The organism is Phreatobacter sp., from assembly GCF_027532945.1.
In the GTDB taxonomy this organism is placed as follows: domain Bacteria; phylum Pseudomonadota; class Alphaproteobacteria; order Rhizobiales; family Phreatobacteraceae; genus Phreatobacter.
In genome coordinates this window covers 79,479-101,655 of sequence record NZ_JAPZTZ010000013.1, presented here as the reverse complement: position 1 = coordinate 101,655, position 22,177 = coordinate 79,479, and the positions used below count along the sequence as shown (strand labels likewise).

The window sequence follows — 22,177 nt, the reverse complement described above, 5'->3', positions numbered from 1 at the left end:
GGCGGTTCATTGCGAGGGGGGATTGAACCAGTTCGAGACGTTCTGCGACAGCGTCAGCTCGCCGATCGTCCGCAGGTTGAACCGGAACATGAAGCGGTGGACGTCGCGCGTCGAGGTGACGGCGCCCTGCGTCACCACCTCGGCGGCGAAGTCACGGGAATAGTAGAAGCCGAGCTGCATGGCATCGTCGAGATAGTTCACGCCGACGGTGAGACCCTCAACCTTGTTCTTCTCGGCAAGGTCGGCGACGCCGGTTGCCGCGAGGTTCTGCCGCTGGAAGGCAAAGCGCGCCGCACCATAGACCGTGAGGGTCTGGGTGAGCGAATAGGACATCGCGGCGCCGACCGAGCTGCGCGCCACCTGGTAGCCGAGCAGCGGCTGCGGGGCGAGATAGCCGAAGGTGCCGGTCAGCGCGAAATCGCCGAAGCGGCCGGTGGCGTCGAACTCGCCGCGCTGAATGGCGAAGGTCCGCTCGTCGAAGCGGCCGCGGGCCGAGAGACGGAAGTTGCGGTCGATCTGGTACTGGATGCGCGCCACATAGTCGGACCGCGGCTTGTCGAGGCCCGAATTGGCACCGGTCGAGGCCATGTCGTTGATGGCGCCCGAGGTGAAGGAGTTGATCCCGAACAGGTGGAGCGACTGGCCGAACAGCACGTTCACCGTCGAACCGTTGGTGAAGCGGTGGGTGAGGTTGAGGCCGTAGTTCATCCGGCCGCCGCCCTCGACGCGGTCCCAACCCGAGAACTTGTTGGCCTGGAACAGGTTGGTGTCGTCGAAGACGAGGCTCTGGGCATCCTCGTTGGGGATGTTGCCGATATTCGTCTCGTTCGGGCGGGCGATGAACTGCACCACCGGCTCGATCGTGGTCGTGCCATAGGGGTTCGCGGCGATCCACGGATAGCGGTAGGTGATGCCGACCGTCGGCATGAAGCGCGTGTAGACGCGGTCGTCCTGGGCGAGGCGCGAGAACGAGCCGAGGACGGCGCTGTTGTCCTTCAGCTGATGATAAGTCACGTCGCCGCGAGCCGAGACGAAGGGCTCCCAGACCTGGCCCATGCCGTCAATGATGCGGCGGCGCCAGGCGACCTCGGCCGAGGCGCGCGAATAGAGGCCGTCGATGCCGTTCACCAGGCAGTTGGCGGGCGTGACGCTGTTGGCAACATTGCGGTTGCAAACAACAAGGGGATCAGCGAGCGGATTGCGCCGCGACGCATCCGCTGCCTCGCGCGTAAGGCTGACGACGCTGGTGCGCCAGGACACCTCGCCGCCGGCCACTGACTGGTCGAGCACCTTGAAATAGTCGAGCACCGGATGGGTGGTCGGCAGGATCTTGTTGTCGGTGTCGGTCGCGGTGATGCCGACATAGCGCGTCGTCGACAGGTCGAACCAGCTGCGCGGGCCCTGCCCACGCAGGAACAACCTGGAATTGGCCTCCGTCTGGCCCGGCAGCATCAGCGAGTAGTCCCGCAGGAAGGCCGTGTCGGACATCAGGTTGAGGTCCCAGCCCACCGACCAGCGCTCGGTCAGCCGGTAGATGCCGGTCGTGTGGATGATGCCGCGGAACTCGCGGTTGCCGACCTCGTTCGTGCCGTTCGAATAGGTGAAGACGCCCGGATCGTTCTGGCGGATGCCGGCGGCGCGGATCGTGTAGTAGCCGCTCTCGAAGCCATGCCGCCACTCGACGACAGGCATGAAGCCCTGCCGGGCGTAGTAGCGCGGCGCAATGAGCAGGTCGTAGTTCGGCTGGATGTTCCAGAAATAGGGAACCTCGACGCCGATGCCGGTGCGGTTGGAGCCGGAGATGCCGGGCATGAGGAAGCCGGAGGCCTTGCGGACGGTCGGATCCGGTGCCCAGAAGCGCGGCATATAGGCGATCGGGATGCCGAACATCTCGAAGCGGCCATCCTCGAAATAGATGGTCCGCTCGGATTCCCGATGGATGATCCGCTTGGCCTTGATCGTCCAGGTCGGCGGCTTCGACTGGTCGGCGCGGCAGGAGTCGCACGCCGTGTACGTCGCCCGCTCGAAGATCGTGGTGTCGCCGTTCTCGCGCGTCACCTCCGCCGCGCCGATGAAGCGGCGGTCCGGCGTCTCGATGTTCAGCGAGCGCACGAAGCCCTGCGTGAACTGCTGGTCGAACTCCATGTCCTGCGCATGGGCAATGACGCCCGATGGCTCGGTGATGCGCACATTGCCGGTCGCCCGGACGCGGCCCGACCGCTGGTCATAGGTGACGACGTCGGCCTCGATGGTGCGGCCGTCATAATAGATCTGGACGCTGCCGCGGGCTGAAACCCGGCCGCTCTGCTCCTCGTAGACCATCTGCCCGGCATTGACCTGCATCGGCGCGCCGCGCTCGGTGCGGGTGAAGCCGAGACCGGCGCCGGGGGCGACCGTTGCGGGAGCTACCGGAGAGCGAACCTGCGGCTGGTTCTGGATCTGCGTGGGGTCGAGGATGAAGAGACGGCGTTCCGCCGGATCGGCGGCGTTCTGCGCGCGCGCGGGTGCAAGTCCGCCCGCTGCGGCGGCCAGCACCATCAGGCTGGCGGCCGCAGTCAGGGCAGAGCGGGCGATTCGGGTCGTGGAAGCCTTAGGGCGGCTTGCTGAGCGAAGCATCAGCCGTCCTCCTGCTTCAGTAGAACCATGAAACCCATCAACGCACCGATGAATGCCGGCGACCACGCGGCCAGGACCGGGGGCACGAGATTCGAGCGCCCCAGATTGCCCGCGAGTTCGGAACCCACGTAAAGCAAAAATCCGGCGACCACGCCACCGAGAATTGTCCGGCCCAATCCGCCGAGGCGCGCGAACCGCAAGGACGCTGCGGCAGCCACCAGCACCATGGCCACCAGGAGGAGGGGCCGGGCGAGCAGGAGCTGGTACTGAAGCTCGAAACGGGCCACTGGCAGGCCGGAGCGGCGGGCGAGTTCGATGAACTGTGGAAGCTCCCAGAACGACACCTGCTCGGGCATGACGAAGCTCTGCCGGACCTGCTCGGCGGTCAGCCGCGTCGCCAGCCTGTAGGTGTCATGGTTCACCGGCTCGGCGCCGACCGGCGTCACCCGCGCCCGGTTGAGCAGCCAGTAGCCATCGCCGAGTTCGGCCCCGTCGGCGTCGATGCGTTCCTTGAAATGGCCGTCGGTGTCGTAGACGAGGATGCTGACACCGCTCAGCCGCTGGCCGCGATCCATGGCCGAGGCGGCGTTGATGACGGCCTGGCCGCCCGGTGTAGCCTGGCGGAGCCAGAAATTGGTGCGCTGTTCCGACAGGTTGCGCCCGAAAAGCTGCGACTCCAGCCTCACGCCGCGTTCGCGGAAGTCCGAGGCGACGGGGTTGTAGACCAGGGCGGCGAAGACGCCGAGCAGCAGCGCCACGACGATGGCGGGCGAGAGGAACTGCCAGGCGGAGAGCCCGGCGGCCCGGGCGACCACCAGTTCCAGCTTCCGCGACAGGCCGAGGAAGCAGAGCATCGCGCCGACCAGCACGGCGAAGGGCAGCACGATCTCGATGAAAGCCGGCACGCGGTAGATGGTGAGGAGGGCGACGAGATGGGTCGGCGCCCGGGTCGGGTCCTCGACGCGGCGCAGCTGCTCGACGAAATCGACGATCAGAACCAGGCCCGCCGTGCCGAGGAAGGTCCCGCCCACCGAGCCGAGGAACTTCCGGGTCATGTAGCGGGAGAAGGTCGAGATCATCAGGCGCCGCCCCCGGCCGTGCGGGGCGTCACCAGGCGCATGAGGCGTTCGCTGAGCTCGCTCGACAGGCGGTTGAGCGCCTCTGGCGTCCGGACGCGGATCCAGCCGAGGGACACCGCCCCGAAGAACAGGATGGTAGCGATCGGCAAGAGATAGACGAAAGGTACGGTGCCGGGTCGCGCCGCTACGAGGCCGGACACGGCAAAGCCGCCGCCGCGGACGGCAGCCATGATGGCGATCGCCCCGGCGATCGCGGCACCGCGGCTTTGCCGCGTGGTGCGAGCCTGTCCCAGCATGGCGAACGCGATACACATCATGGCCAGTGGGTAGAGCGGCGCGGCGAAACGGTCGTGCAGCTCCTGACGGAACCTGCCCCGCCACCGCTCCAGCATGGGATCGGCAGGGTTGGGGTTCATGAGCTCCGACGTATAGCGCTCGGAAGGTCTATAAATCGTTTCGGCGGCCTGGGTGAGCTGCGACAGGTCGAAAGCATAGCGGTCGAAGACGACGATCGAGGTCGCCCCGTCGCGCATGTCGCGGCGCTGCAGGTTGCCCGTCTCCAGCACGAAGAACGTGCCCTGCGGCTGCTCGGTGATGACCCCGCGCTCGGCGACATAGGTCATGTGGACCTGTGGGTCCCGCGTGTCGGAGACGACGATGCCGAGCAGCACGCCGCCCTGTGCGCGGTCGCGGATGTGGAAGGTCAGGCCGCGATCCGCCTGGGTGAACTGGCCGGGGCGCACGATGGCGCTGAGCATGTTGGCCTGCACCTGGGTCAGAAGCAGGCGGAAGTAGCGGATGGAGGAGGGGGTCAGCCACAGCGACAGCGAGCCGACGAAGACCATGACGATGGCGGTGAGCATCAGCAGCGGTTTGGCGATGCGCCAGGGCGGAACGCCCGCCGCCGACATGACGATGAGCTCGGAATCGCCGTTCAGCTTGTTCAGCGTCTGCATGACCGCGATGAACAGCGAGATCGGCGCGATCAGCGCCAGGAGCACGGGAATGCCGAGACTGGTCATCAGGAAGAACAGCGCGATGGTCTGGCCGCTGTTCGTCACAAGGTCGAGCTGGCGCAGCACCTGGGTGATCCAGACGACCAGCGTCAGGATGAACAGTCCGCCGACAAAGGCCAGCGCCGCCTGGCGGAAAATGTAGCGTTCGAGGGATCCCATACCCGGCCCATGCTGCCGCGGGGGACCGCCAACCCCGCCGGAACTCAACCTCCCAGCCAGTAGAGCCCGAACGTGGCGCCGGCAAGGTCGCCCGAAGGCATGACGGCGATTCCCTGCGGCGCGTCTCCCTTGGGCCACAACGTCGCGATAGTGTGAACGCGACGGGATTGCGCCCGATTCGTCCGATCAGCAAGTTCGAGCCCATGCCAGACAGCCTGAAGATCCAGTTCGCCTCCCTTTCCGCCGAGACCGAGGGCGTCGTCGTCGCCCTTGTCGGCTCCGATCTCGCCGTGCCGCCACGCGCCGCGCGCCTTCTCGACAAGGCGGGTGATCTCGTCGAGCGTGCCGCAAAGGCCGACGGCTTCAAGGGTAAGCCCGCCAGCTTCCTTGACATCCTCGCGCCCGAGAAGGTCGCAGCGACCCGCCTGCTCTTCGCCGGGATCGGCAAGGGCGATGGCTGGTCGGAGCTTGATGTCGTGAAGCTCGGCGGCGCCATCTGTGGCCGTCTGCCGGATGCCGCGACCGAGGCGACCATCATGGCCGAAACTGCGGCGGGGCCGCTGTCGGCCGACCAGGCCGCGGACCTCGCGCTCGGCCTGCGCCTACGCTTCTATGCCTTCGACCGCTACAAGACGAAGAAGAAGGACAGCGACGAGGGCGTTCGCAAGCGGACCGTGACCATCCTTGTCTCCGACGAGAAAGGGGCCCGGAAGGCCTTCAAGGCCCGCGAGGCGATCGCCGATGGCGTCGATCTCGCCCGCGACCTCGTCAACGAGCCGCCGAACGTGCTCTTCCCCACCGCCTTCGCCAAGCGCGCCGGCGAGCTCGAGAAGCTCGGCGTCGAGGTCGAGATCCTCGGCGACAAGGAGCTGAAGAAGCTCGGCATGGGCGCATTGCTGGCGGTCGGCCAGGGCTCGGCCCGGGAAAGCCATGTCGTCATCATGCGCTGGGAGGGCGGCAAGGACGGCGAGGCGCCGGTCTGCCTAGTCGGCAAGGGCGTCTGCTTCGATACCGGCGGCATCTCGCTGAAGCCCGGCGAGGGCATGCAGGACATGAAGGGCGACATGGGCGGCGCCGCCGCGGTGGTCGGCGCCATGCACGCGCTCGCCGCCCGCAAGGCCCGCGTCAATGTCGTCGGCCTCATCGGCCTCGTGGAGAACATGCCGGACGGCAATGCCTACCGCCCCGGTGACATCCTCACCTCCATGTCCGGCCAGACCATCGAGATGATCAACACCGACGCGGAGGGACGCCTCGTCCTGGCTGACGTGCTCTGGTACGCCAAGGATCGCTTCAAGCCGAAAGCGATGGTCAATCTCGCGACCCTCACCGGCGCGATCATGGTGGCGCTCGGCCAGGAACATGCCGGCCTCTTCGCCAATGACGACGACCTTGCTGGCAAGCTCTCCGCCGCCGGCCTTGCCACCGGCGAGAAGGTCTGGCGGATGCCGCTGACGGCCGAATATGACAAGCTGATCGACAGCCAGTTCGCCGACATGAAGAACACCGGCGGCCGGCATGGTGGCGCCATCACCGCCGCCCAGTTCCTCCAGCGCTTCGTCGGCGACACGCCCTGGGCCCATCTCGACGTCGCCGGCACGGCGATGAACTCGATCAAGGGCGATCTCAACCGCTCCTGGGGCGGCGGCTGGGGCGTGCGCCTGCTCGACCGGCTGGTGGCAGACGGCTACGAGCGGTGAGGGCCGGCCGCAGGGCCGTGAGCCATGCATAATCGCGGGGACTCGTGACCGACATCCTGTTCTACCATCTGCAGAACCAGCCGCTCGAAAGGGTCTTGCCGGTGCTGCTCGAAAAATCGGTGGAACGCGGCTGGAAGGTCGCGGTCGAGGCGGCCTCGCCCGAGCGGGTCGAGGCGCTCGATGCGCTGCTCTGGACCTATGACGATGCAAGCTTTCTCGCCCATGGCACCGACCGCGAGGCCGATGCGGCGGCGCAGCCGATCCTGATCACCGCCGGGCCGACGCGCGCCAATGGCGCCAGCGTGCGCTTTCTCGTCGTTGGGGCGCCGCTGCCCGAGGATGCCGGCACCTACGAGCGCATCGTCCTGATGTTCGACGGCAATGATCCCGACGCGGTCGATCGCGCGCGCGAGGCTTGGAAAGTCGCCCGCGCCGGCGGCCATGCCTGCACCTACTGGCAACAGGACGAAACCGGCCGCTGGAGCAAGAAGGCGTGACCGGCGAGGTCTCGCCGGGCGATGCCGACGCAGCCCCCGGTTTCATCGATCATGCCGCCCGCAGCGAATTCGCCCGCCTCGCGGCGGTGATCTTCCTCACCGCCATGACCAACCAGCAGTCGGTGCTGCTGGCCGTGGTCTGGGAGGATCTCGGCTTCTCGCCCCGCGACATCGGCCTGCTCATCGCCATCTATGGCGTGCCGCTGGTGGCCATGAGCCTGTTCTCCGGCCCGCTCGCCAACCGCATCGGTATCCTGCAGACGGTCAGGATCGGCGCGGTGCTCACCGTGGTCGGTTTCGTCAGCCTCTATCTGACCCACGAGAGCGTGATCGGCTCGCTCGCCTCGCGGCTGATCCAGGGCACGGGCTTCGCGCTCTTCCACGCGCCAGTCATGACCTATGGCTCGACCCGGCTGACCCGCGATCGCTTCGTGCGCCTCTTCGGCCTGCTCTCGGCCATGGCCCCGCTGCCCTATGCCTTCGGCCCCATCCTCGCCGAGTTCCTCTATCACTGGCTCGGCCACAACGGCTATTTCCTCGCCGGCGCTGTGCCGGGCCTCCTCGGCCTGCCGCTGCTCTGGACGCTCCGGCCCGTCGACAAGACGGAGGGGCCGGTCGGCGGCATCCTCGGCCTGCTGGCGAGCCGCCGCATCTGGCCGCCGCTCGTCGCGGCCATCGTCTATGGCTACATGTTCGGCTTCATCAGCGCCTATGCCGCGCCTTTCCTGGTGGAGCGCGGCATCGTCGTCGGCGCCTTCTTCACCGCCTTCACCGTGTCGATCTTTGCAGTGCGCTTTGGCGGCCTCGCCCTGATCGAGAATGTCGATCGCCGGCTGGTGGTGGCGGGTGGGGCTGTCCTCCTCGCGACGGGCCTGACCATGGTGGCGCTCGCCACCAGCCTGCCCGGCGTCGTTGCGGCCGGCTTCGTTTTCGGCCTCGGCCATTCGATCGGCTTTCCCGTCCTCTCCGCCTGGATCTGCGACGGCACCCCGCCTGAGCAGCGCGCCACGCCCATGGCCGTGTTCAACGCCACCTTCTTCGCCGCCATGACGGTCATCGCCCTGCCGGCGAGCCTTGCCATCGCCCAGGTCGGCTACGTTCCCGTCATGGTGACGCTCTCGGTCTCGAGCCTCGGGCTCGCGGGCCTCCTCGCCATCGCCTGGTCGCGGCGTTTTCGACGCTAGGGCTGGCGCTGCTGACAGGCTGCTGTCACAACGATGTCAGCAGCCCTCCGGCAACCTGCGCCCATGAGACCATCAGACCGACTCTTCCAGATCATCCAGATCCTGCGCCGCTCGCGCCGACCGCTGACGGCCGAGGCCATCGCCGCCGAGCTCGAGACCTCCAAGCGCACGATCTATCGCGATATCTCCACGCTGATCGGCCAGCGCGTACCGATCCGTGGCGAAGCCGGCCTCGGCTATGTGCTGGAGGGCGGCTTCGACCTGCCGCCGCTCATGCTGACATCGGACGAGCTGGAGGCCGCTGCCCTCGGCGCCCGCTGGGTGCAGTCGCGCGGCGATCCGGCACTCTCCCGCGCCGCCGCCGACCTCATCGCCAAGCTCGCCGCCATCGTGCCGGAAAAGCTGCGCGACGTGGCGCTCGACCCTGTTTCGCGCACCGGCCCAGCCTGGGAGCCGACCGAGGACCGCATCGACCTCGCCAAGGTCCGTGGCTGGATCCACGAGGGCAAGAAGATCGCCCTCGGCTATAACGACGAGCAGGGCAGGGCGACCGAGCGCATCATCTGGCCGGTGGCCGTGGGCTATTTCGACAGCGTGCGCCACCTCATCGCCTGGTGCGAGCTGCGCCGCGACTTCCGCTCCTTCCGCTCCGACCGCATCGCCTCGGCGAGTTTCCTCGAGGAGCGCTATCCCGAACGGCCGAGCGTGCTGCGCGCCAGGTGGCGCAAGACGATCAAGGAGAACTGACGGGTCAGTTCAGCCCCCCGCCGCCTCCAGCGCGGCGCTGGCCTCGAGCCAGGCCTCCTCCGCCTCGGCGAGCTGCTTCTCGCGCAGGCCCCGCGTCTTGGCGGCCTGGGCGGCGCTGTCGGGGTGAGCCTCGAAATAGCCGGGCTGGGCGAGGATCCGGTCGATCTTGTCGATGTCGCCGCGCAGCTTCTCCATCGTCGCCTCGACCTCGGCGACGCGTTTCGCCAGCGCCTTGGCCTCGCCGCGCGCCGCCGCCTGCGGCTTCGCTGCGGCCGGCTTCTCGGGCTTGTCACCGGCAGGGGCGGGGCCCGACAGCACGATCTTGCGGTAGTCGTCGAGATCGCCGTCGAAGGTCTTCACCGTGCCGTCGCGCACCAGCCAGAGCCGGTCGACGGTCGCCTCCAGCAGATGCCGGTCGTGCGAGACGATCATCACCGCGCCCGCATAGCCGTTCAGCGCCTCCACCAGCGCGGCGCGGCTGTCGATGTCGAGATGGTTCGTCGGCTCGTCGAGGATGAGCAGGTTCGGCCCGTCGAACACGGCGATGGCGAAGAGCAGGCGGGCCTTTTCGCCCCCCGAGAGCGAGGAGACCTTGGTGTCGGAGCGCTCGCCGGAAAAACCGGCGCGGGCACAGGCCGCACGCACCTTCGCCTCCGGTTCGTCCGGCATGAGGCGGCGCAGGTGCTGATAGACGCTCTCGGCGGGGCGCAATTCGTCGAGCTGGTGCTGGGCGAAATAGGCGATCTTCAGCTTGTCGGCGCGGACAAGGCGCCCGGCCATCGGCTTCAGACGGTCGGAGATCAGCTTGAGGAAGGTCGACTTGCCATTGCCATTGGCGCCGAGCAGGCCGATCCGGTCGTCGTCGTCGATCCTGAGGTCGAGGCGACGCAGGATGGGCGAGCCCTCCTGGTAGCCGACCGACACGCCTTCCAGCGTGATGATCGGCGGCGAGGCCTTGCGCTGCGGCTCGGGGATGATGAAGGGCGGCACGTCGGTTTCGACGATGGTCGTCACCGTCTCCATCTTCTCCAGCATCTTGAGGCGCGACTGCGCCTGCCGCGCCTTGGTCGCCTTGGCGCGGAAGCGGTCGACGAAGCTCTGGAGATGGGCGCGCTTGTCTTCCTGTTTCTTCGCCGCCTTTTCGCGCACCGCGATCTCGATGGCGCGCGACTTGGCGAAGGTCGTGTAGGAGCCCTTCCAGAGCTGCAGCTTGCCCTGGTCGAGATGGAGGATGTGCTCGACGGATGCGTCCAGCAGGTCGCGGTCGTGGCTGATGAGCAGGACGCTGTGCGGGTAGCGCGCGAGATAATCCTGCAGCCAGAGCGTGCCTTCGAGGTCGAGATAGTTGGTGGGCTCGTCGAGCAGCAGCAGGTCGGGGGCGGTGAACAGCACCGCAGCCAGCGCCACGCGCATCCGCCAGCCGCCGGAGAAGTCCGAGCACGGCCGTGCCTGCGCCGCCGTGTCGAAGCCGAGGCCGGCGAGAATGGCCGCGGCCCGCGCCGGTGCCGAATGGGCGTCGATGTCGACGAGCCGCGTCTGGATCTCGGCGATGCGCTGCGGATCGGTTGCCGTCTCGGCCTCCTTGAGAAGCGCGGCGCGCTCCTTGTCGGCCTTCAGCACGAACTCCAGAAGGGAATCCGGCCCGCCGGGGGCCTCCTGCGCGACGCCGCCCATCCGCGCCCGCGACGGCAGCTTGATCGTGCCGGAATCGGCGCCGAGCTCTCCCTGGATGACCTTGAACAGCGTCGACTTGCCGGTGCCGTTGCGGCCGAGGAAGCCGATGCGCGCATCCGGCGGCAGCATCACCGAGGCATTGTCGATGAGCACGCGGCCGGCCACCCGCACGGTCAGGTCGTTGATCTGCAGCATGGGGGGCTTTTGGCGGAGCGGGCCGTCCGATGCAAGCGCAGGCGGTTGGCGCTCATCAACCCAGCTTCGCGGAGGTGCAACGATTCTCGGGCTGTCCCAGGATGGCGGCTGGCGTCTCCTGCCACGTCAACACAGGGAGAACCCGCATTCCTGTCCCATCCCCGGTGTTATGATGAAGGCGACCCAGCGGCTACAGCCGGGCGAAGGCAAACGCATCGAGAGGACGGGGACATGGCATCATCCACCAACAAGTACATTGCCGAATTCATCGGCACCGCCGCGCTGGTCATCATCGGCTGCGGCGTCGTCACCCTCGGCGGGCAGGGGGCCGTGTTCGGCGCCGGTCAGCCCACCTCCGCGCTCGCGACCCTGCCGATCGCCTTCGCCTTCGGTCTCGCCATTGTCGCCATGGCCTATGGCATCGGGCCGGTCTCCGGCTGCCACGTCAATCCGGCCGTCACCGTCGGCGTCTGGATGGCCGGCCGCATGCCGACCTCCGAGGTGCCCGGCTACATCGCCGCGCAGGTCGCGGGCGCCATCGTCGGTGCGGCTGTTCTCTATATCGCCCTCGCCGGCAAGGCCGGCGGCTGGGATGTCACCGCGGCGGGGCTCGGACAGAATGGTTGGGACGCGGCCAAGGGCTACGGCACCGGCTCGGCCATGATCGGCGAGTTCGTCGGCACCTTCCTGTTCCTGGTGACCATCCTCGGCGTGACGTCGAAGGCCGGCTCGCCCGCGATGGCGGGCCTTGCCATCGGCCTGACGCTCACCGCCATCCACCTGCTGCTCATCCCCGTGACCGGCACCTCGGTGAACCCGGCGCGCTCCATCGGCCCGGCGCTCTTCGTCGGCGGCCAGGCCATCGCCCAGCTCTGGCTGTTCATCCTCGTGCCTCTCGTCGCGGCGGCGGCGGCCGGCGCGCTGTTCAAGGCCAAGATTCTGGAGGCCTGACGCCTCCCGAAACGGACGAGGCCCGCCACCGATACATCCTCGGTGACGGGCCCGTACCCGCGCGAGCCGGGTTGGGTGGGGCGACAAGGGGCCCGCGCGACTACTCAGGAAGGCTCAGCGGCAGATCCGGACGTGCCGGACCTCGGGGCCCCAGGGCGTGTCGACCCAGCGGCGCTCGCGCCAGCAGGTCGGCGCCACATAGGCGGGGCGATAGGGACGGTAGAAGCCGTAACCGTAGGGCGGCGGCGGACGGTGCCAGCGCGGGCGATCCCAGCCCGGGCGATCCCAGCCCGGGCGGCCCCAATGCGGCGGCGGGCCGCCCCACTGGACCGGGGTCGCTCCGAAGCCGATGCCAATCGAGACCTGGGCCTTGGCATCATTGGGCGTGGCGGTGACCGCGCCGAGGGCGGCGAGGCCGGCGAGGGCGGACAGAACCATGCGGCGCATCGTGCATCTCCAGTGGCTCGGATCACCTGGGTCCGGAGAGCCCGGTGGCGTCCCCGCGGTGACCATGGAGCGGACATTGCCCCCCAGCCTCTGAACCGGCTCTGATCCCTCTCTTCATCCAGCGTTCAGCTGCGACGCCCTGCGGCGATGCCGGCCACGACGTCGCCACCGCTGGCCCGTTGCGGGCGCGCCGGCCCGCTGCTATGAGCGCGCCCACATCCCGCCGACCCGTTCCCAAGGAGCCATCATGGCCATCGAGCGCACCTTCTCCATCATCAAGCCGGACGCCACCAAGCGGAACCTGACCGGCGCCGTGAACGCCGTCATCGAGAAGGCCGGCCTGCAGATCGTCGCCCAGAAGCGCATCCGCATGTCGCTGCCCGAGGCCCGCAAGTTCTATGCGGTCCACAAGGAGCGTCCCTTCTTCGGCGAACTCGTCGACTTCATGGTCTCGGCCCCGGTGGTCGTGCAGGTGCTCGAGGGCGAGAACGCCGTCGCCAAGTACCGCGAGATCATGGGCGCCACCAACCCGGCCCAGGCCGCCGAGGGCACCATCCGCAAGCTCTACGCCGTCTCGGTCGGCGAGAACTCGGTGCACGGCTCCGACTCCGTCGACAACGCCAAGATCGAGATCGCCCAGTTCTTCTCCGAGAACGAGATCCTGCCGGCCTGATCCGGTTGTCCGGGCGGCCTTCAGGCCCCCGGATGGTCCACAGCTATGCGGAAGGCGGGCTTGAGGCCCGCCTTTTTCGTTGGCTCCGCTTTCTGTAGTCTGGCGTCGTTCCAGCCTGCCGCTGAGCCCCCGGAGCCCGCATGAACGCACCGCTGCGTGTCGATCGCCTGAAGTCGACCTGCCCGCACGACTGCCCGTCCGCCTGCTCGCTTGAGGTGGAGGTCATCGACGGCAAGACGATCGGCCGCGTCCATGGCGATCCCGACCAGAGCTACACGGCAGGCGTCATCTGCGCCAAGGTGGCGCGCTATGCCGAGCGCATCCACCACCCGGACCGGCTGCTCCACCCGCTGATCCGCAAGGGCCCGAAGGGCTCCGGCACCTTCCAGCGCATCTCCTGGGACGAGGCGTTGGCCATGACCGCCGAGCGCTTCCTCGAGGCCGAGAAGCGCTTTGGGGCCGAGACGGTCTGGCCCTACTACTATGCCGGCACCATGGGCTTCGTGCAGCGCGACGGCATCAACCGCCTTCGCCACGTGAAGAAATATTCCGGCTTCTACTCGACCATCTGCACCAACATGGCCTGGTCCGGCTTCATCGCCGGAACCGGCCGCCTCGCCGGCGTCGATCCGCGCGAGATGGCCAAGGCCGACGTGGTGGTGATCTGGGGCACCAACCCGGTCTCCACCCAGGTCAATGTCATGACCCATGCCATGAAGGCGCGAAAGGAGCGCGGCGCCAAGATCGTCGTTGTCGACGTCTATCGCACCGACACGGTGAAACAGGCCGATCTCGGCCTCGTGGTGAAGCCGGGCACCGATGGTGCGCTCGCCTGCGCGGTCATGCATGTGCTTTTCCGCGACGGCTATGCCGATCGCGATTATCTCAATGCCTACACGGACGTACCGGCCGAGCTTGAATCGCATTTGCAGAGCCGCACGCCGGAATGGGCTGCCGCCATCACCGGCCTGACGACGCAGGAGATCGAGGCCTTCGCCAAGCTGGTCGGCGAGAACAAGAAGACCTTCTTCCGCCTCGGCTATGGCTTCGGCCGCCAGCGTAACGGCGCGGTGAACATGCACGCCGCCTCCTGCATCCCCGCCATCACCGGCGCCTGGAAGCACGAGGGCGGCGGGGCCTTCCACAACAACGGCGCCATCTATCATTGGCGGAAGTCCCTCATCGAGGGCCTCGAGGCCAAGGACCCCGCGGTGCGGATGCTCGACCAGTCGCGCATCGGCGCGATCCTCACCGGCGAGGCGAGGGCGCTGCGCCGCCCTGACGGGTCGGAAGGCGCGCCGGTGACCGCGCTGCTCATCCAGAACACCAACCCGGTGAATGTCGCGCCCGACCAGGCCAAGGTCATCGAGGGCTTCGCCCGCGACGACCTCTTCACCGTGGTCCACGAGCAGTTCATGACCGACACGGCGAAGATGGCCGATCTCGTCCTGCCTGCCACCATGTTCATGGAACACGACGACCTCTACCAGGGTGGCGGCCACCAGCACATCATGCTCGGCCTCAAGCTGGTCGATGCGCCCGGCGAATGCCGCTCCAACCACGAGGTCATCACCGATCTGGCCGGTCGGCTGGGTGCGCAGCATGACGGCTTCGCCATGACGCCGCGCGAGATCATCGACTGGACCTTGCAGAAATCCGGCTGGGGCACGTTCGCCGAGCTGGAGGTGACCAATTTCCGTGACGTCCAGCCGAAATTCGAGGAGGCGCACTATCTCAACGGCTTCGCCTATGGCGACAGGAAGTTCCGCTTCAAGCCGGACTGGCCCAACGTGCCCTATGCCAGTATCGGCACGATGGGGCCGGTCGAGACGATGCCGTCGCTGCCCGACCACTGGGCCGTGACCGAGGAGCCGGACGCGACCTATCCGTTCAAGCTCGCGACCTCACCGGCGCGCTCTTACCTCAACTCGTCCTTCGCCGAGACGCCGTCGTCGCGCAAGCGCGAGGGCCGGCCCGAGGTGATGATCAATCCCGCCGATGCCGGGCGCCTCGGCATCGACCACGGCGCCAGGGTCCAGGTCGGATCGCCGCGCGGCACCGTGATCCTCCATGCCCGCATCACCGACCAGACCCGGGCCGGCACCCTCGTCGCCGAAGGTCTCTGGGCCAATGCCGACCATGAGGGCGGCCGCGGCATCAACATGCTGACCGGCGCGGATGCGGTCGCCCCCTTCGGCGGCGCGGCATTTCACGACAACAAAGTGTGGATACGGCTTTACTGAGAAAGTTGACGCTGCGGCAATAAACGCTGGCTAAAATGACGCTAGGGTAACCGGCGATTACGTGAAATCGGGGTCTTCGACTCAAGTTTTATTTGGGTCTTAATCATCCGTTGGGGGCTGGTGATTATCCTGCCCTCATTCGGCCCTCACGAATGATTGCCCCAATGCGTATGGTTTCTGACATTGCCGCCTTCGACGGCGCCGAACGGCGTTCGGAGCCGCGCGTCATCATGAGCCTCGCCGGGACCTGCTCGCTCTCGGCATTGCGGGACGAGGCCGGTCAGCGGCGCGAGTTCCCCTGCCGCGCCATCAACATGTCGAGCCGCGCGCTGATGCTGGCCGCTCCGGTCAAGGCGACGCTCAACGATCGCGCCATCGCCTACATCCCGAGCTTCGGCAAGCTGTCGGGCCGCATCCTTCGCGTTCTCGACGGCGGCTTCGTCATGAGCCTCACCGTATCCGAGGGCGAGCGGGGGAGGATTTCCCGCCACCTCGACTGGATGCAGGAGCACCAGGCCCATGACACCCACGACCTGCGCCTCGCCGCCCGGATCGTGCCGCTGGAGCCCTTCGCGCAACTGGCCTTCGCCGATGGCACGATCCTGTCCTGCCTGATCATGGACATGTCGCTGACCGGCGCGGCGATCTCCGCCGACATGGTGCCGGCCATCGGGACGGTGCTGGCGGTTGGGAAGATCCCGGGACGGGTGTGCCGCCATTTCCCCGAAGGCTTTGCCGTCGCCTTCCTCAAGGAGCAGGAGCCGGGCGCGCTCGAGCACCTGATCTTCGCGCGCTGAAGGCTCAGAGCAGGCTGTACTCGGTCGCGATCATCCGGAGCGCTGCCGGATAGATGCGGTGCTCGACGGCGAGAACCCGCGCGCCCAGCGTCTCCGCCGTGTCGCCGGGCAGCACCGGCACCGCCTCCTGCAGGATGATCTCGCCCTCATCCATCTCCGGCGTGACGAAATGCACCGTCGCGCCATGCTCGGTGGCACCGTCCGCCAGAGCCCGCGCATGGGTGTCGAGGCCCTTGTAGGCGGGAAGGAGGGCAGGGTGGATGTTGATCATCCGCCCGCCCCATTGGCCGACGAACCAGGGCGTGAGGATCCGCATGAAACCGGCAAGGCAGACGATGTCGATGCGCTGCGCCTCCAGCACGGCCTGCATCGCCCGCTCGAAGCCCTCGCGGTCGCGGGGATAGGCCTTGCTGTCGATGGTGGCGGTGGCGATGCCATCGGCCGCGGCGATGGCGAGGCCGCCAGCGCCGGGCACGTTCGACAGGACCAGCGCGATCTCGGCCGGGTAGTCCGGCGCCTTCGCGGCGGCGATCAGCGCCGCCATGTTCGAGCCGCGCCCGGAAATGAGGACCGCGACGCGTTTCCTCGTCACGACGACAGCGTCCCCGTGAAGGTGACGCGCGGCTCGGCCGCAGCCTTGGTGATGTGGCCCAGCACCGCCACGGTCTCGCCGGCGAGGCGGAAGCCCTCGGCAACCCGGTCCGCATCCCCCGCTGCCACCACGACCACCATGCCGATGCCGCAGTTGAAGGTGCGCACCATCTCGGATTCGACAATGCCGCCGACCTCGGCCAGCCAGCCGAAGACTTTCGGCATGGTGACCGCCGAAAGATTGATCGCTGCCCCAAGGCCGTCGGGCAGCACGCGCGGGATGTTGTCGACGAAGCCGCCGCCGGTGATGTGGGCGAGGGCCTTGATGGCGCCAGCGGCGCGGTGGACGCCGAGCACGCTCTTCACATAGATGCGGGTCGGCTCGAGCAGCGCCTCGCCGAGGTTGCGCGACGGATCGAAGGGCGCCGGCGCGTCCCAGGCGAGGCCCGACCGCTCGACGATGCGGCGCACCAGCGAATAGCCGTTGGAATGGACGCCGGACGAGGCGAGCCCGAGAACGACGTCGCCTTCGACAACGCCCCGCGGCAGCAAGGTGCCGCGTTCCGCCGCGCCCACCGCAAAGCCCGCGAGGTCGTAGTCGCCATCGGCATAGAGGCCGGGCATTTCTGCCGTCTCGCCGCCAATCAGCGCGCAGCCGGCTTGGCGGCAGCCGATGGCGATGCCCTTGACCACCTGCGCGCCGGCCTCCGGCGACAGCTTGCCGGTCGCGAAATAGTCGAGGAAGAACAGCGGCTCGGCGCCCTGCACCACGAGGTCGTTGACGCACATGGCCACGAGGTCGATGCCGATCGTGTCATGCTTGCCCGTCTCGATGGCGATCTTGATCTTGGTGCCGACGCCGTCATTGGCCGCGACCAGCACCGGGTCCTTGAAGCCCGCCGCCTTCAGGTCGAAGAGACCACCAAAGCCGCCGATTTCGGCATCGGCGCCGGGCCGGGCGGTTGCCCGCACCAGCGGCTTGATCATGTCGACCATGCGGTTGCCGGCATCGATGTCGACACCGGCCTCTGAATAGGTCAGGCCGCTGGGGCGGGAAGGGGTCTCGGTCACGGCATTGTCTCGCTGATCGTGCCCGATTAGCCCTTGCCGGGCCGCCCCGCAACGGCCAAGCCGCGTGAACGCGTCTTTTCCCCGCCGTCGTAGGTCCTTCGCCGCACCACTTTATCTGCGGGATTGACGCTGCCGGCCCGTCGTCGCATGACCGGTGGAGGAGACACAGGGCATGACAAAGTCGATCACCGACGATCTCAAATCCGGCGCGCTCGTCTATCACCGCCTGCCGCGGCCGGGAAAACTGGAGATCCGCGCCACCAAGCCGCTCGCCAACCAGCGCGATCTGGCGCTCGCCTATTCGCCGGGCGTCGCGGCGGCCTGCGAGGCCATCGTCGCCGATCCGGCCCAGGCGGCCGAACTGACCGCGCGGGCGAATCTGGTCGCGGTCGTCTCCAACGGCACGGCGGTGCTCGGCCTCGGCGACATCGGTCCGCTCGCCGGCAAGCCGGTCATGGAGGGCAAGGCGGTCCTGTTCAAGAAATTCGCCGGCATCGACGTCTTCGACATCGAGATCGATGCCCGCGAGGTCGACCGCATCGTCGATGTCGTCGCGGCGCTGGAGCCGACCTTCGGCGGCATCAACCTCGAGGACATCAAGGCCCCCGAATGTTTCGAGGTCGAGAAGCGCCTACGCGAGCGCATGGGCATCCCGGTCTTCCACGATGACCAGCACGGCACCGCCATCATCGTCGCCGCCGCGGTGACCAACGCGCTCGAGCTCATGGGCAAGTCCATTGGCGACGTGAAGATCGTCGCCTCCGGCGCGGGTGCCGCCGCGATCGCCTGCCTCAACCTCTTGCGCGAGCTCGGGGCCAAGACCGAGAACATCTGGGTCACCGACATCGAGGGCGTCGTCTACAAGGGTCGTGAGAAGCTCATGGACCCCTACAAGGCGGTCTATGCCAAGGACACCAACGCCCGCACGCTCGGCGACGTCATCGGTGATTCCGACATTTTCCTCGGCCTCTCGGCCGCCGGCGTGCTGAAGCCCGACATGGTCCAGCGCATGGCCAAGGGCCCGCTGATCATGGCGCTGGCCAATCCCAATCCCGAGATCATGCCGGAGGAGGCGCGCGCCGCCCGCCCCGATGCGATGATCTGCACCGGCCGGTCCGACTATCCGAACCAGGTCAACAACGTCCTCTGCTTCCCCTATATCTTCCGCGGCGCTCTCGATTGCGGCGCGACCGCCATCAACGAGGAGATGAAGCTCGCCGCCGTGCGCGCCATCGCCGGCCTTGCCCGCGAGGCCCCCTCCGACGTCGTCGCCCGCGCCTATGGCGGCGAGGTCGGCACGTTCGGTGCCGGCAACCTCATTCCCTCGCCCTTCGATCCCCGCCTCATCCTGCGCATCGCGCCGGCTGTCGCCCGTGCCGCCATGGAAACCGGCGTCGCCACCCGCCCGATCACCGATTTCAAGGCCTATGAGGCCGAACTCTCCCGCTTCGTCTTCCGCTCGGGCCTCTTGATGAAGCCGGTCTTCGACAAGGCGCGGCAGAACCCCAAGCGCGTCATCTATGCCGAGGGCGAGGACGAGCGCATCCTGCGGGCCGCCCAGGTCGTGGTGGAGGAGGGCCTCGCCTTCCCCGTCCTCATCGGTCGCCCGGCCGTGGTCGAGCAGCGGCTGGAGCGCTTCGGCCTGTCCATCAAGGCCGGCAAGGATTTCGAGCTGATCGATCCACAGTCCGACCCGCGCTACCGCGACTATGTCGCGACCTACCATGACCGCACCGGCCGCAAGGGCGTGACGCCCGATGCGGCGCGCACCATCATCCGCACCTCGACCTCGGCCATCGCCGCCACGGCCTTGGAGCGGGGCGATGCCGACGCGATGATCTGCGGCGTCGAGGGGCGCTTCAACACGCATCTGCGGCATATTCGCCAGGTGATCGGCCTCAAGGCCGGTGCGAAGGGCCTCGCCGCCCTGTCGCTGCTCATCACCTCCAAGGGCCCGCTTTTCCTCGCCGACACCCATGTCACGGTCGAGCCGACGGCGGCCGAACTCGCCGACATGGCCTGCACGGCGGCCGAGCACGTGCGTCGCTTCGGCCTGGAGCCGAAGATCGCCCTGGTCTCCCATTCGGAATTCGGCAGCTACGATGACGAGCACGTCGAGCGGCTGCAGGCGGCGCTGAAACTCATCTGGGAGAAGGCGCCCGATCTCGAGGTCGATGGCGAGATGCATGCCGATTCCGCGCTGCTGCCGGAACTGCGCGAGCGCGTCTTCCCGAAATCGCGTCTGACGGGTGTCGCCAATGTGCTGATCATGCCGAACATGTCGGCGGCGAACATCGCCTTCCATGTGATCAAGGTGCTGGCCGATGCGCTCCCCGTCGGGCCGATCCTGGTCGGCCAGGCGCGCCCCGCCCATATCGTCACCCCGTCGGTGACGGCGCGCGGCGTCGTCAACATGACCGCCCTCGCGGTGGTCGAGGCCCAGGAGCGCGCCGAGGAGGCCGGTCGCTGATCGTGGGCCCTGCGCGCCGTTCCGCACCATGCCGACGCGGCGGGCAACCGGTCTTGCGCTACCGCCGCTATGCGTGTGTGGATTCCCGTCCCTCGCGTGGCGCTACTCATTGACCTGACGTCAAGAAATACACCGTTAAGCCGGTCCTTCTACAGTCCTTCAAGTCTTACGCATCTCGGCCACTGAATGCCGGGTTCGTGGCATTCGAAGGGATGATCGTGGGAACGGTCGCGGGGCGCAGAGGCCTGGTCTGGTTGGCAGCCGCGTTCGTCGCGGTCCTGAGCCCGGTTGCCGCCTATCTCGGCTCCCAGATCTGGCTCGCCCGCAGCCTGACCGCCACAATCGACACCCGGGCGGGATTGGTCCTGGAGCGGATCGAGAACTCCCTGGAGCGTGCGACCACCGCTCTGCGAGAAGCCCATACACGCAATCTCTATTCCTGCGGTGCGCCGGAGAAGGAGGCGCTGCGCCTGCTCGTCTTCGAGTCGCCCATCCTCAAGGAGCTCGCGGTCCTCGGTCCCGACGGACGGCTCCTGTGCAACAACATCGGCAGCCTTGTGCAGATCTCGCCGGGCTCGACCGCCTATCCAACCCGCGAGCCCGGCCTCGATCTGGCGGTGGCGCTGACCCGTGGCCCCTATGGCCGGGCGCTCCGCCTCCAGATGACCGCGCACACCGGGGACCGCCTCGGCGGCCTTATCGCCGTCGGCCTCTTCGTGCCGAACTCGGATATCCTGCGTTCCAATCTGGGCGTCGGGATCGATATCGAACTCGTTCCCGGCGGAAGGCTGGTCAATATCCGCGGGCCGGGTGCCGTGGCCGGGAGTCCGGACGTCCGCGTCGTCAAGCTCTCCGAGCGTTACCCGATCAAGGTCGAGTACTACGCTTCCGAAGGCGCCTGGGTGAAGGAGAAGGGCTGGATTGTGACAGCCTCTGCCGGCGCCGGTGGCGGTATTGGCCTGCTTTTGGCGCTCCTTCTGCTGGTCGGCGGTCGCGAACGCGGGCCCATGGCCGACATGCACCGCGCCCTGCGCAACGGCGAATTCATCCCGCATTACCAGCCGATCATCGATCTCGACACTGGCCGCATCCTCGGTTGCGAGGTGCTGGTGCGCTGGCGCAAGCCCGACGGCCGCCTCATCCCGCCCGGCGCCTTCATCGGCGAGGCGGAGCGGACCGGTTTCATCTTCCCCATGACGCTCGCGGTCATGCGCCAGGCCGCGGCCGAGCTCGGCCCGACCTATGCCGCGCGGCCCGAGCTCAAGTGCGGCTTCAACCTCTGTGCCGCCCATTTCCGCGACCAGACCATCGTCAGCGATGTGGCGGCGATCTTTTCCCGGTCCGACGTGGCGCTGTCTCAGGTGCTGCTGGAGGTCACCGAGCGCGACCCGCTGCCGGACATGGACGCGGCCCGCCAGATCATTGCTCGCTTCCAGGAGATGGGCGTGCGCGTGGCGCTGGACGATGTCGGCACCGGCCATGGCGGCATGAGCTACCTCTTGAAGCTGCGCGTCGACGTGATGAAGATCGACAAGCTTTTCATCGATGCGCTCGGCAGCGAGCGCCAGTCCACAGCCATCGTCGACAGCCTGATCGACCTGGCCGCCCACCTCAACATGGAGGTCGTGGCCGAGGGCGTGGAGACCTTCGACCAGGTCGAGGCGCTACGCCGCCGTGGCGTCCGGGCCGCCCAGGGCTATGTCTTCGCCCCACCGCTGCCCGGCTCGTCCTTCTGCCAGCTTGTCCAGGCCATGGAGCCTGTCGCCATGCCACAGCCGCCCGTGCGCAAGGCGCTGCGGGGCTGAGGCCAAGGGCAGGGGCCGTCTCCCTCAATCGACAATCCGCGTTCGCAGCGCCAGCGCCGATGGGGCCGCGCCATCATTGTCCTTCCGTGCCCGCCGAAGCACGAAGGCTCGTTGTTCAACGACGCTTCGTCATTGGCGATGATCGGCGTGTGGTGGTTCGCCCCTCACCCGTCCCTCTCCCCGCAAGCGGGGAGAGGGGGCACCAACGTCGTGCTGCGGTTGACGGCGGTTGTGCCTGGCGCTTGGCGACAGAATGGATCGC

17 protein-coding genes are annotated in these 22,177 nt (G+C 67.7%); 10 read left to right on the top strand and 7 right to left on the bottom strand.

Annotation, left to right across the window (positions count from 1 at the left end):
• Window positions 1–6 precede the first annotated feature (6 nt).
• From O9344_RS10150 to lptF, 3 genes are read right to left on the bottom strand one after another with little or no spacing between them, the layout of a single operon-like run.
• Entirely contained in the window at window positions 7–2,616 is a 2,610-nt protein-coding gene (locus O9344_RS10150; protein ID WP_298476095.1) for an LPS-assembly protein LptD, read from the bottom strand.
• The gene (gene lptG, locus O9344_RS10145) at window positions 2,616–3,695 is read right to left on the bottom strand and encodes an LPS export ABC transporter permease LptG (protein WP_298476092.1); all 1,080 of its coding nucleotides are present in this window, start codon (window positions 3,693–3,695) and stop codon (window positions 2,616–2,618) included. The genes O9344_RS10150 and lptG overlap by 1 nt, the downstream gene beginning before the upstream one ends.
• Complete coding sequence (gene lptF / locus O9344_RS10140) at window positions 3,695–4,870, bottom strand: LPS export ABC transporter permease LptF (RefSeq protein WP_298476089.1); 1,176 nt, start codon at window positions 4,868–4,870, stop codon at window positions 3,695–3,697. The genes lptG and lptF overlap by 1 nt, the downstream gene beginning before the upstream one ends.
• 203 nt (window positions 4,871–5,073) lie before the next feature.
• Between lptF and O9344_RS10135 the strand changes: the two genes are divergently transcribed.
• From O9344_RS10135 to O9344_RS10120, 4 genes are all read left to right on the top strand, one after another.
• Complete coding sequence (locus tag O9344_RS10135; protein ID WP_298476086.1) at window positions 5,074–6,570, top strand: leucyl aminopeptidase; 1,497 nt, start codon at window positions 5,074–5,076, stop codon at window positions 6,568–6,570.
• 44 nt (window positions 6,571–6,614) lie between these two features.
• Window positions 6,615–7,067, top strand: coding sequence for a DNA polymerase III subunit chi (locus tag O9344_RS10130; protein WP_298476084.1), 453 nt, complete (start codon window positions 6,615–6,617; stop codon window positions 7,065–7,067).
• A complete protein-coding gene (locus tag O9344_RS10125) occupies window positions 7,064–8,251 on the top strand; it encodes an MFS transporter (RefSeq protein ID WP_298476081.1) in 1,188 nt (395 codons plus the stop codon). The genes O9344_RS10130 and O9344_RS10125 overlap by 4 nt, the downstream gene beginning before the upstream one ends.
• Window positions 8,252–8,314: 63 nt before the next feature.
• Window positions 8,315–8,998, top strand: coding sequence for a YafY family protein (locus O9344_RS10120; protein WP_298476078.1), 684 nt, complete (start codon window positions 8,315–8,317; stop codon window positions 8,996–8,998).
• A 9-nt stretch (window positions 8,999–9,007) separates the two neighbouring features.
• Here O9344_RS10120 and O9344_RS10115 read toward each other — a convergent pair whose 3' ends face one another.
• Window positions 9,008–10,867, bottom strand: a complete 1,860-nt coding sequence (locus tag O9344_RS10115; protein ID WP_298476073.1) for an ABC-F family ATP-binding cassette domain-containing protein — start codon at window positions 10,865–10,867, stop codon at window positions 9,008–9,010.
• A gap of 231 nt (window positions 10,868–11,098) precedes the next feature.
• Here O9344_RS10115 and O9344_RS10110 point away from each other — a divergent pair, with 231 nt between their 5' ends.
• Window positions 11,099–11,818 carry an aquaporin gene (locus tag O9344_RS10110; RefSeq protein WP_298476070.1) on the top strand — a complete coding sequence of 240 codons (720 nt, stop codon included), beginning with the start codon at window positions 11,099–11,101 and terminating at the stop codon, window positions 11,816–11,818.
• 114 nt (window positions 11,819–11,932) lie between these two features.
• Here O9344_RS10110 and O9344_RS10105 read toward each other — a convergent pair whose 3' ends face one another.
• Window positions 11,933–12,256, bottom strand: coding sequence for a hypothetical protein (locus tag O9344_RS10105; protein WP_298476067.1), 324 nt, complete (start codon window positions 12,254–12,256; stop codon window positions 11,933–11,935).
• 256 nt (window positions 12,257–12,512) lie between these two features.
• Here O9344_RS10105 and ndk point away from each other — a divergent pair, with 256 nt between their 5' ends.
• From ndk to O9344_RS10090, 3 genes are all read left to right on the top strand, one after another.
• On the top strand, window positions 12,513–12,938 hold the full coding sequence (gene ndk / locus O9344_RS10100; protein WP_298476064.1) for a nucleoside-diphosphate kinase: 426 nt from the start codon (window positions 12,513–12,515) through the stop codon (window positions 12,936–12,938).
• A 140-nt stretch (window positions 12,939–13,078) separates the two neighbouring features.
• Entirely contained in the window at window positions 13,079–15,181 is a 2,103-nt protein-coding gene (locus O9344_RS10095; protein WP_298476061.1) for a molybdopterin oxidoreductase family protein, read from the top strand.
• 164 nt (window positions 15,182–15,345) lie between these two features.
• Complete coding sequence (locus O9344_RS10090; RefSeq protein WP_298476058.1) at window positions 15,346–15,978, top strand: PilZ domain-containing protein; 633 nt, start codon at window positions 15,346–15,348, stop codon at window positions 15,976–15,978.
• A 4-nt stretch (window positions 15,979–15,982) separates the two neighbouring features.
• Here the strand turns inward: O9344_RS10090 and purN are convergent, their stop codons facing one another.
• Window positions 15,983–16,570 carry a phosphoribosylglycinamide formyltransferase gene (purN, locus tag O9344_RS10085; protein WP_298476055.1) on the bottom strand — a complete coding sequence of 196 codons (588 nt, stop codon included), beginning with the start codon at window positions 16,568–16,570 and terminating at the stop codon, window positions 15,983–15,985.
• The gene (gene purM, locus O9344_RS10080) at window positions 16,567–17,640 is read right to left on the bottom strand and encodes a phosphoribosylformylglycinamidine cyclo-ligase (protein ID WP_298476053.1); all 1,074 of its coding nucleotides are present in this window, start codon (window positions 17,638–17,640) and stop codon (window positions 16,567–16,569) included. Before purM ends, purN begins: the two co-directional genes overlap by 4 nt.
• Window positions 17,641–17,812: 172 nt before the next feature.
• On the opposite strand from purM, the gene O9344_RS10075 reads away from it, so the two are divergent.
• Window positions 17,813–20,110: an NADP-dependent malic enzyme gene (locus O9344_RS10075; RefSeq protein WP_298476050.1), complete on the top strand. Its 2,298-nt coding sequence runs from the start codon at window positions 17,813–17,815 to the stop codon at window positions 20,108–20,110.
• Between the two features lie 254 nt (window positions 20,111–20,364).
• A complete protein-coding gene (locus O9344_RS10070; protein WP_298476047.1) occupies window positions 20,365–21,915 on the top strand; it encodes an EAL domain-containing protein in 1,551 nt (516 codons plus the stop codon).
• Window positions 21,916–22,177 lie beyond the last annotated feature (262 nt).

Coding starts and splice junctions, on each gene's coding strand:
- O9344_RS10150 (WP_298476095.1), bottom strand. CDS start 2,616: ATGCTTCGCTCAGCAAGCCGCCCTAAGGCTTCCACGACCCGAATCGCC.
- lptG (WP_298476092.1), bottom strand. CDS start 3,695: ATGATCTCGACCTTCTCCCGCTACATGACCCGGAAGTTCCTCGGCTCG.
- lptF (WP_298476089.1), bottom strand. CDS start 4,870: ATGGGATCCCTCGAACGCTACATTTTCCGCCAGGCGGCGCTGGCCTTT.
- O9344_RS10135 (WP_298476086.1), top strand. CDS start 5,074: ATGCCAGACAGCCTGAAGATCCAGTTCGCCTCCCTTTCCGCCGAGACC.
- O9344_RS10120 (WP_298476078.1), top strand. CDS start 8,315: ATGAGACCATCAGACCGACTCTTCCAGATCATCCAGATCCTGCGCCGC.
- O9344_RS10115 (WP_298476073.1), bottom strand. CDS start 10,867: ATGCTGCAGATCAACGACCTGACCGTGCGGGTGGCCGGCCGCGTGCTC.
- O9344_RS10110 (WP_298476070.1), top strand. CDS start 11,099: ATGGCATCATCCACCAACAAGTACATTGCCGAATTCATCGGCACCGCC.
- O9344_RS10105 (WP_298476067.1), bottom strand. CDS start 12,256: ATGGTTCTGTCCGCCCTCGCCGGCCTCGCCGCCCTCGGCGCGGTCACC.
- ndk (WP_298476064.1), top strand. CDS start 12,513: ATGGCCATCGAGCGCACCTTCTCCATCATCAAGCCGGACGCCACCAAG.
- O9344_RS10095 (WP_298476061.1), top strand. CDS start 13,079: ATGAACGCACCGCTGCGTGTCGATCGCCTGAAGTCGACCTGCCCGCAC.
- O9344_RS10090 (WP_298476058.1), top strand. CDS start 15,346: ATGCGTATGGTTTCTGACATTGCCGCCTTCGACGGCGCCGAACGGCGT.
- O9344_RS10075 (WP_298476050.1), top strand. CDS start 17,813: ATGACAAAGTCGATCACCGACGATCTCAAATCCGGCGCGCTCGTCTAT.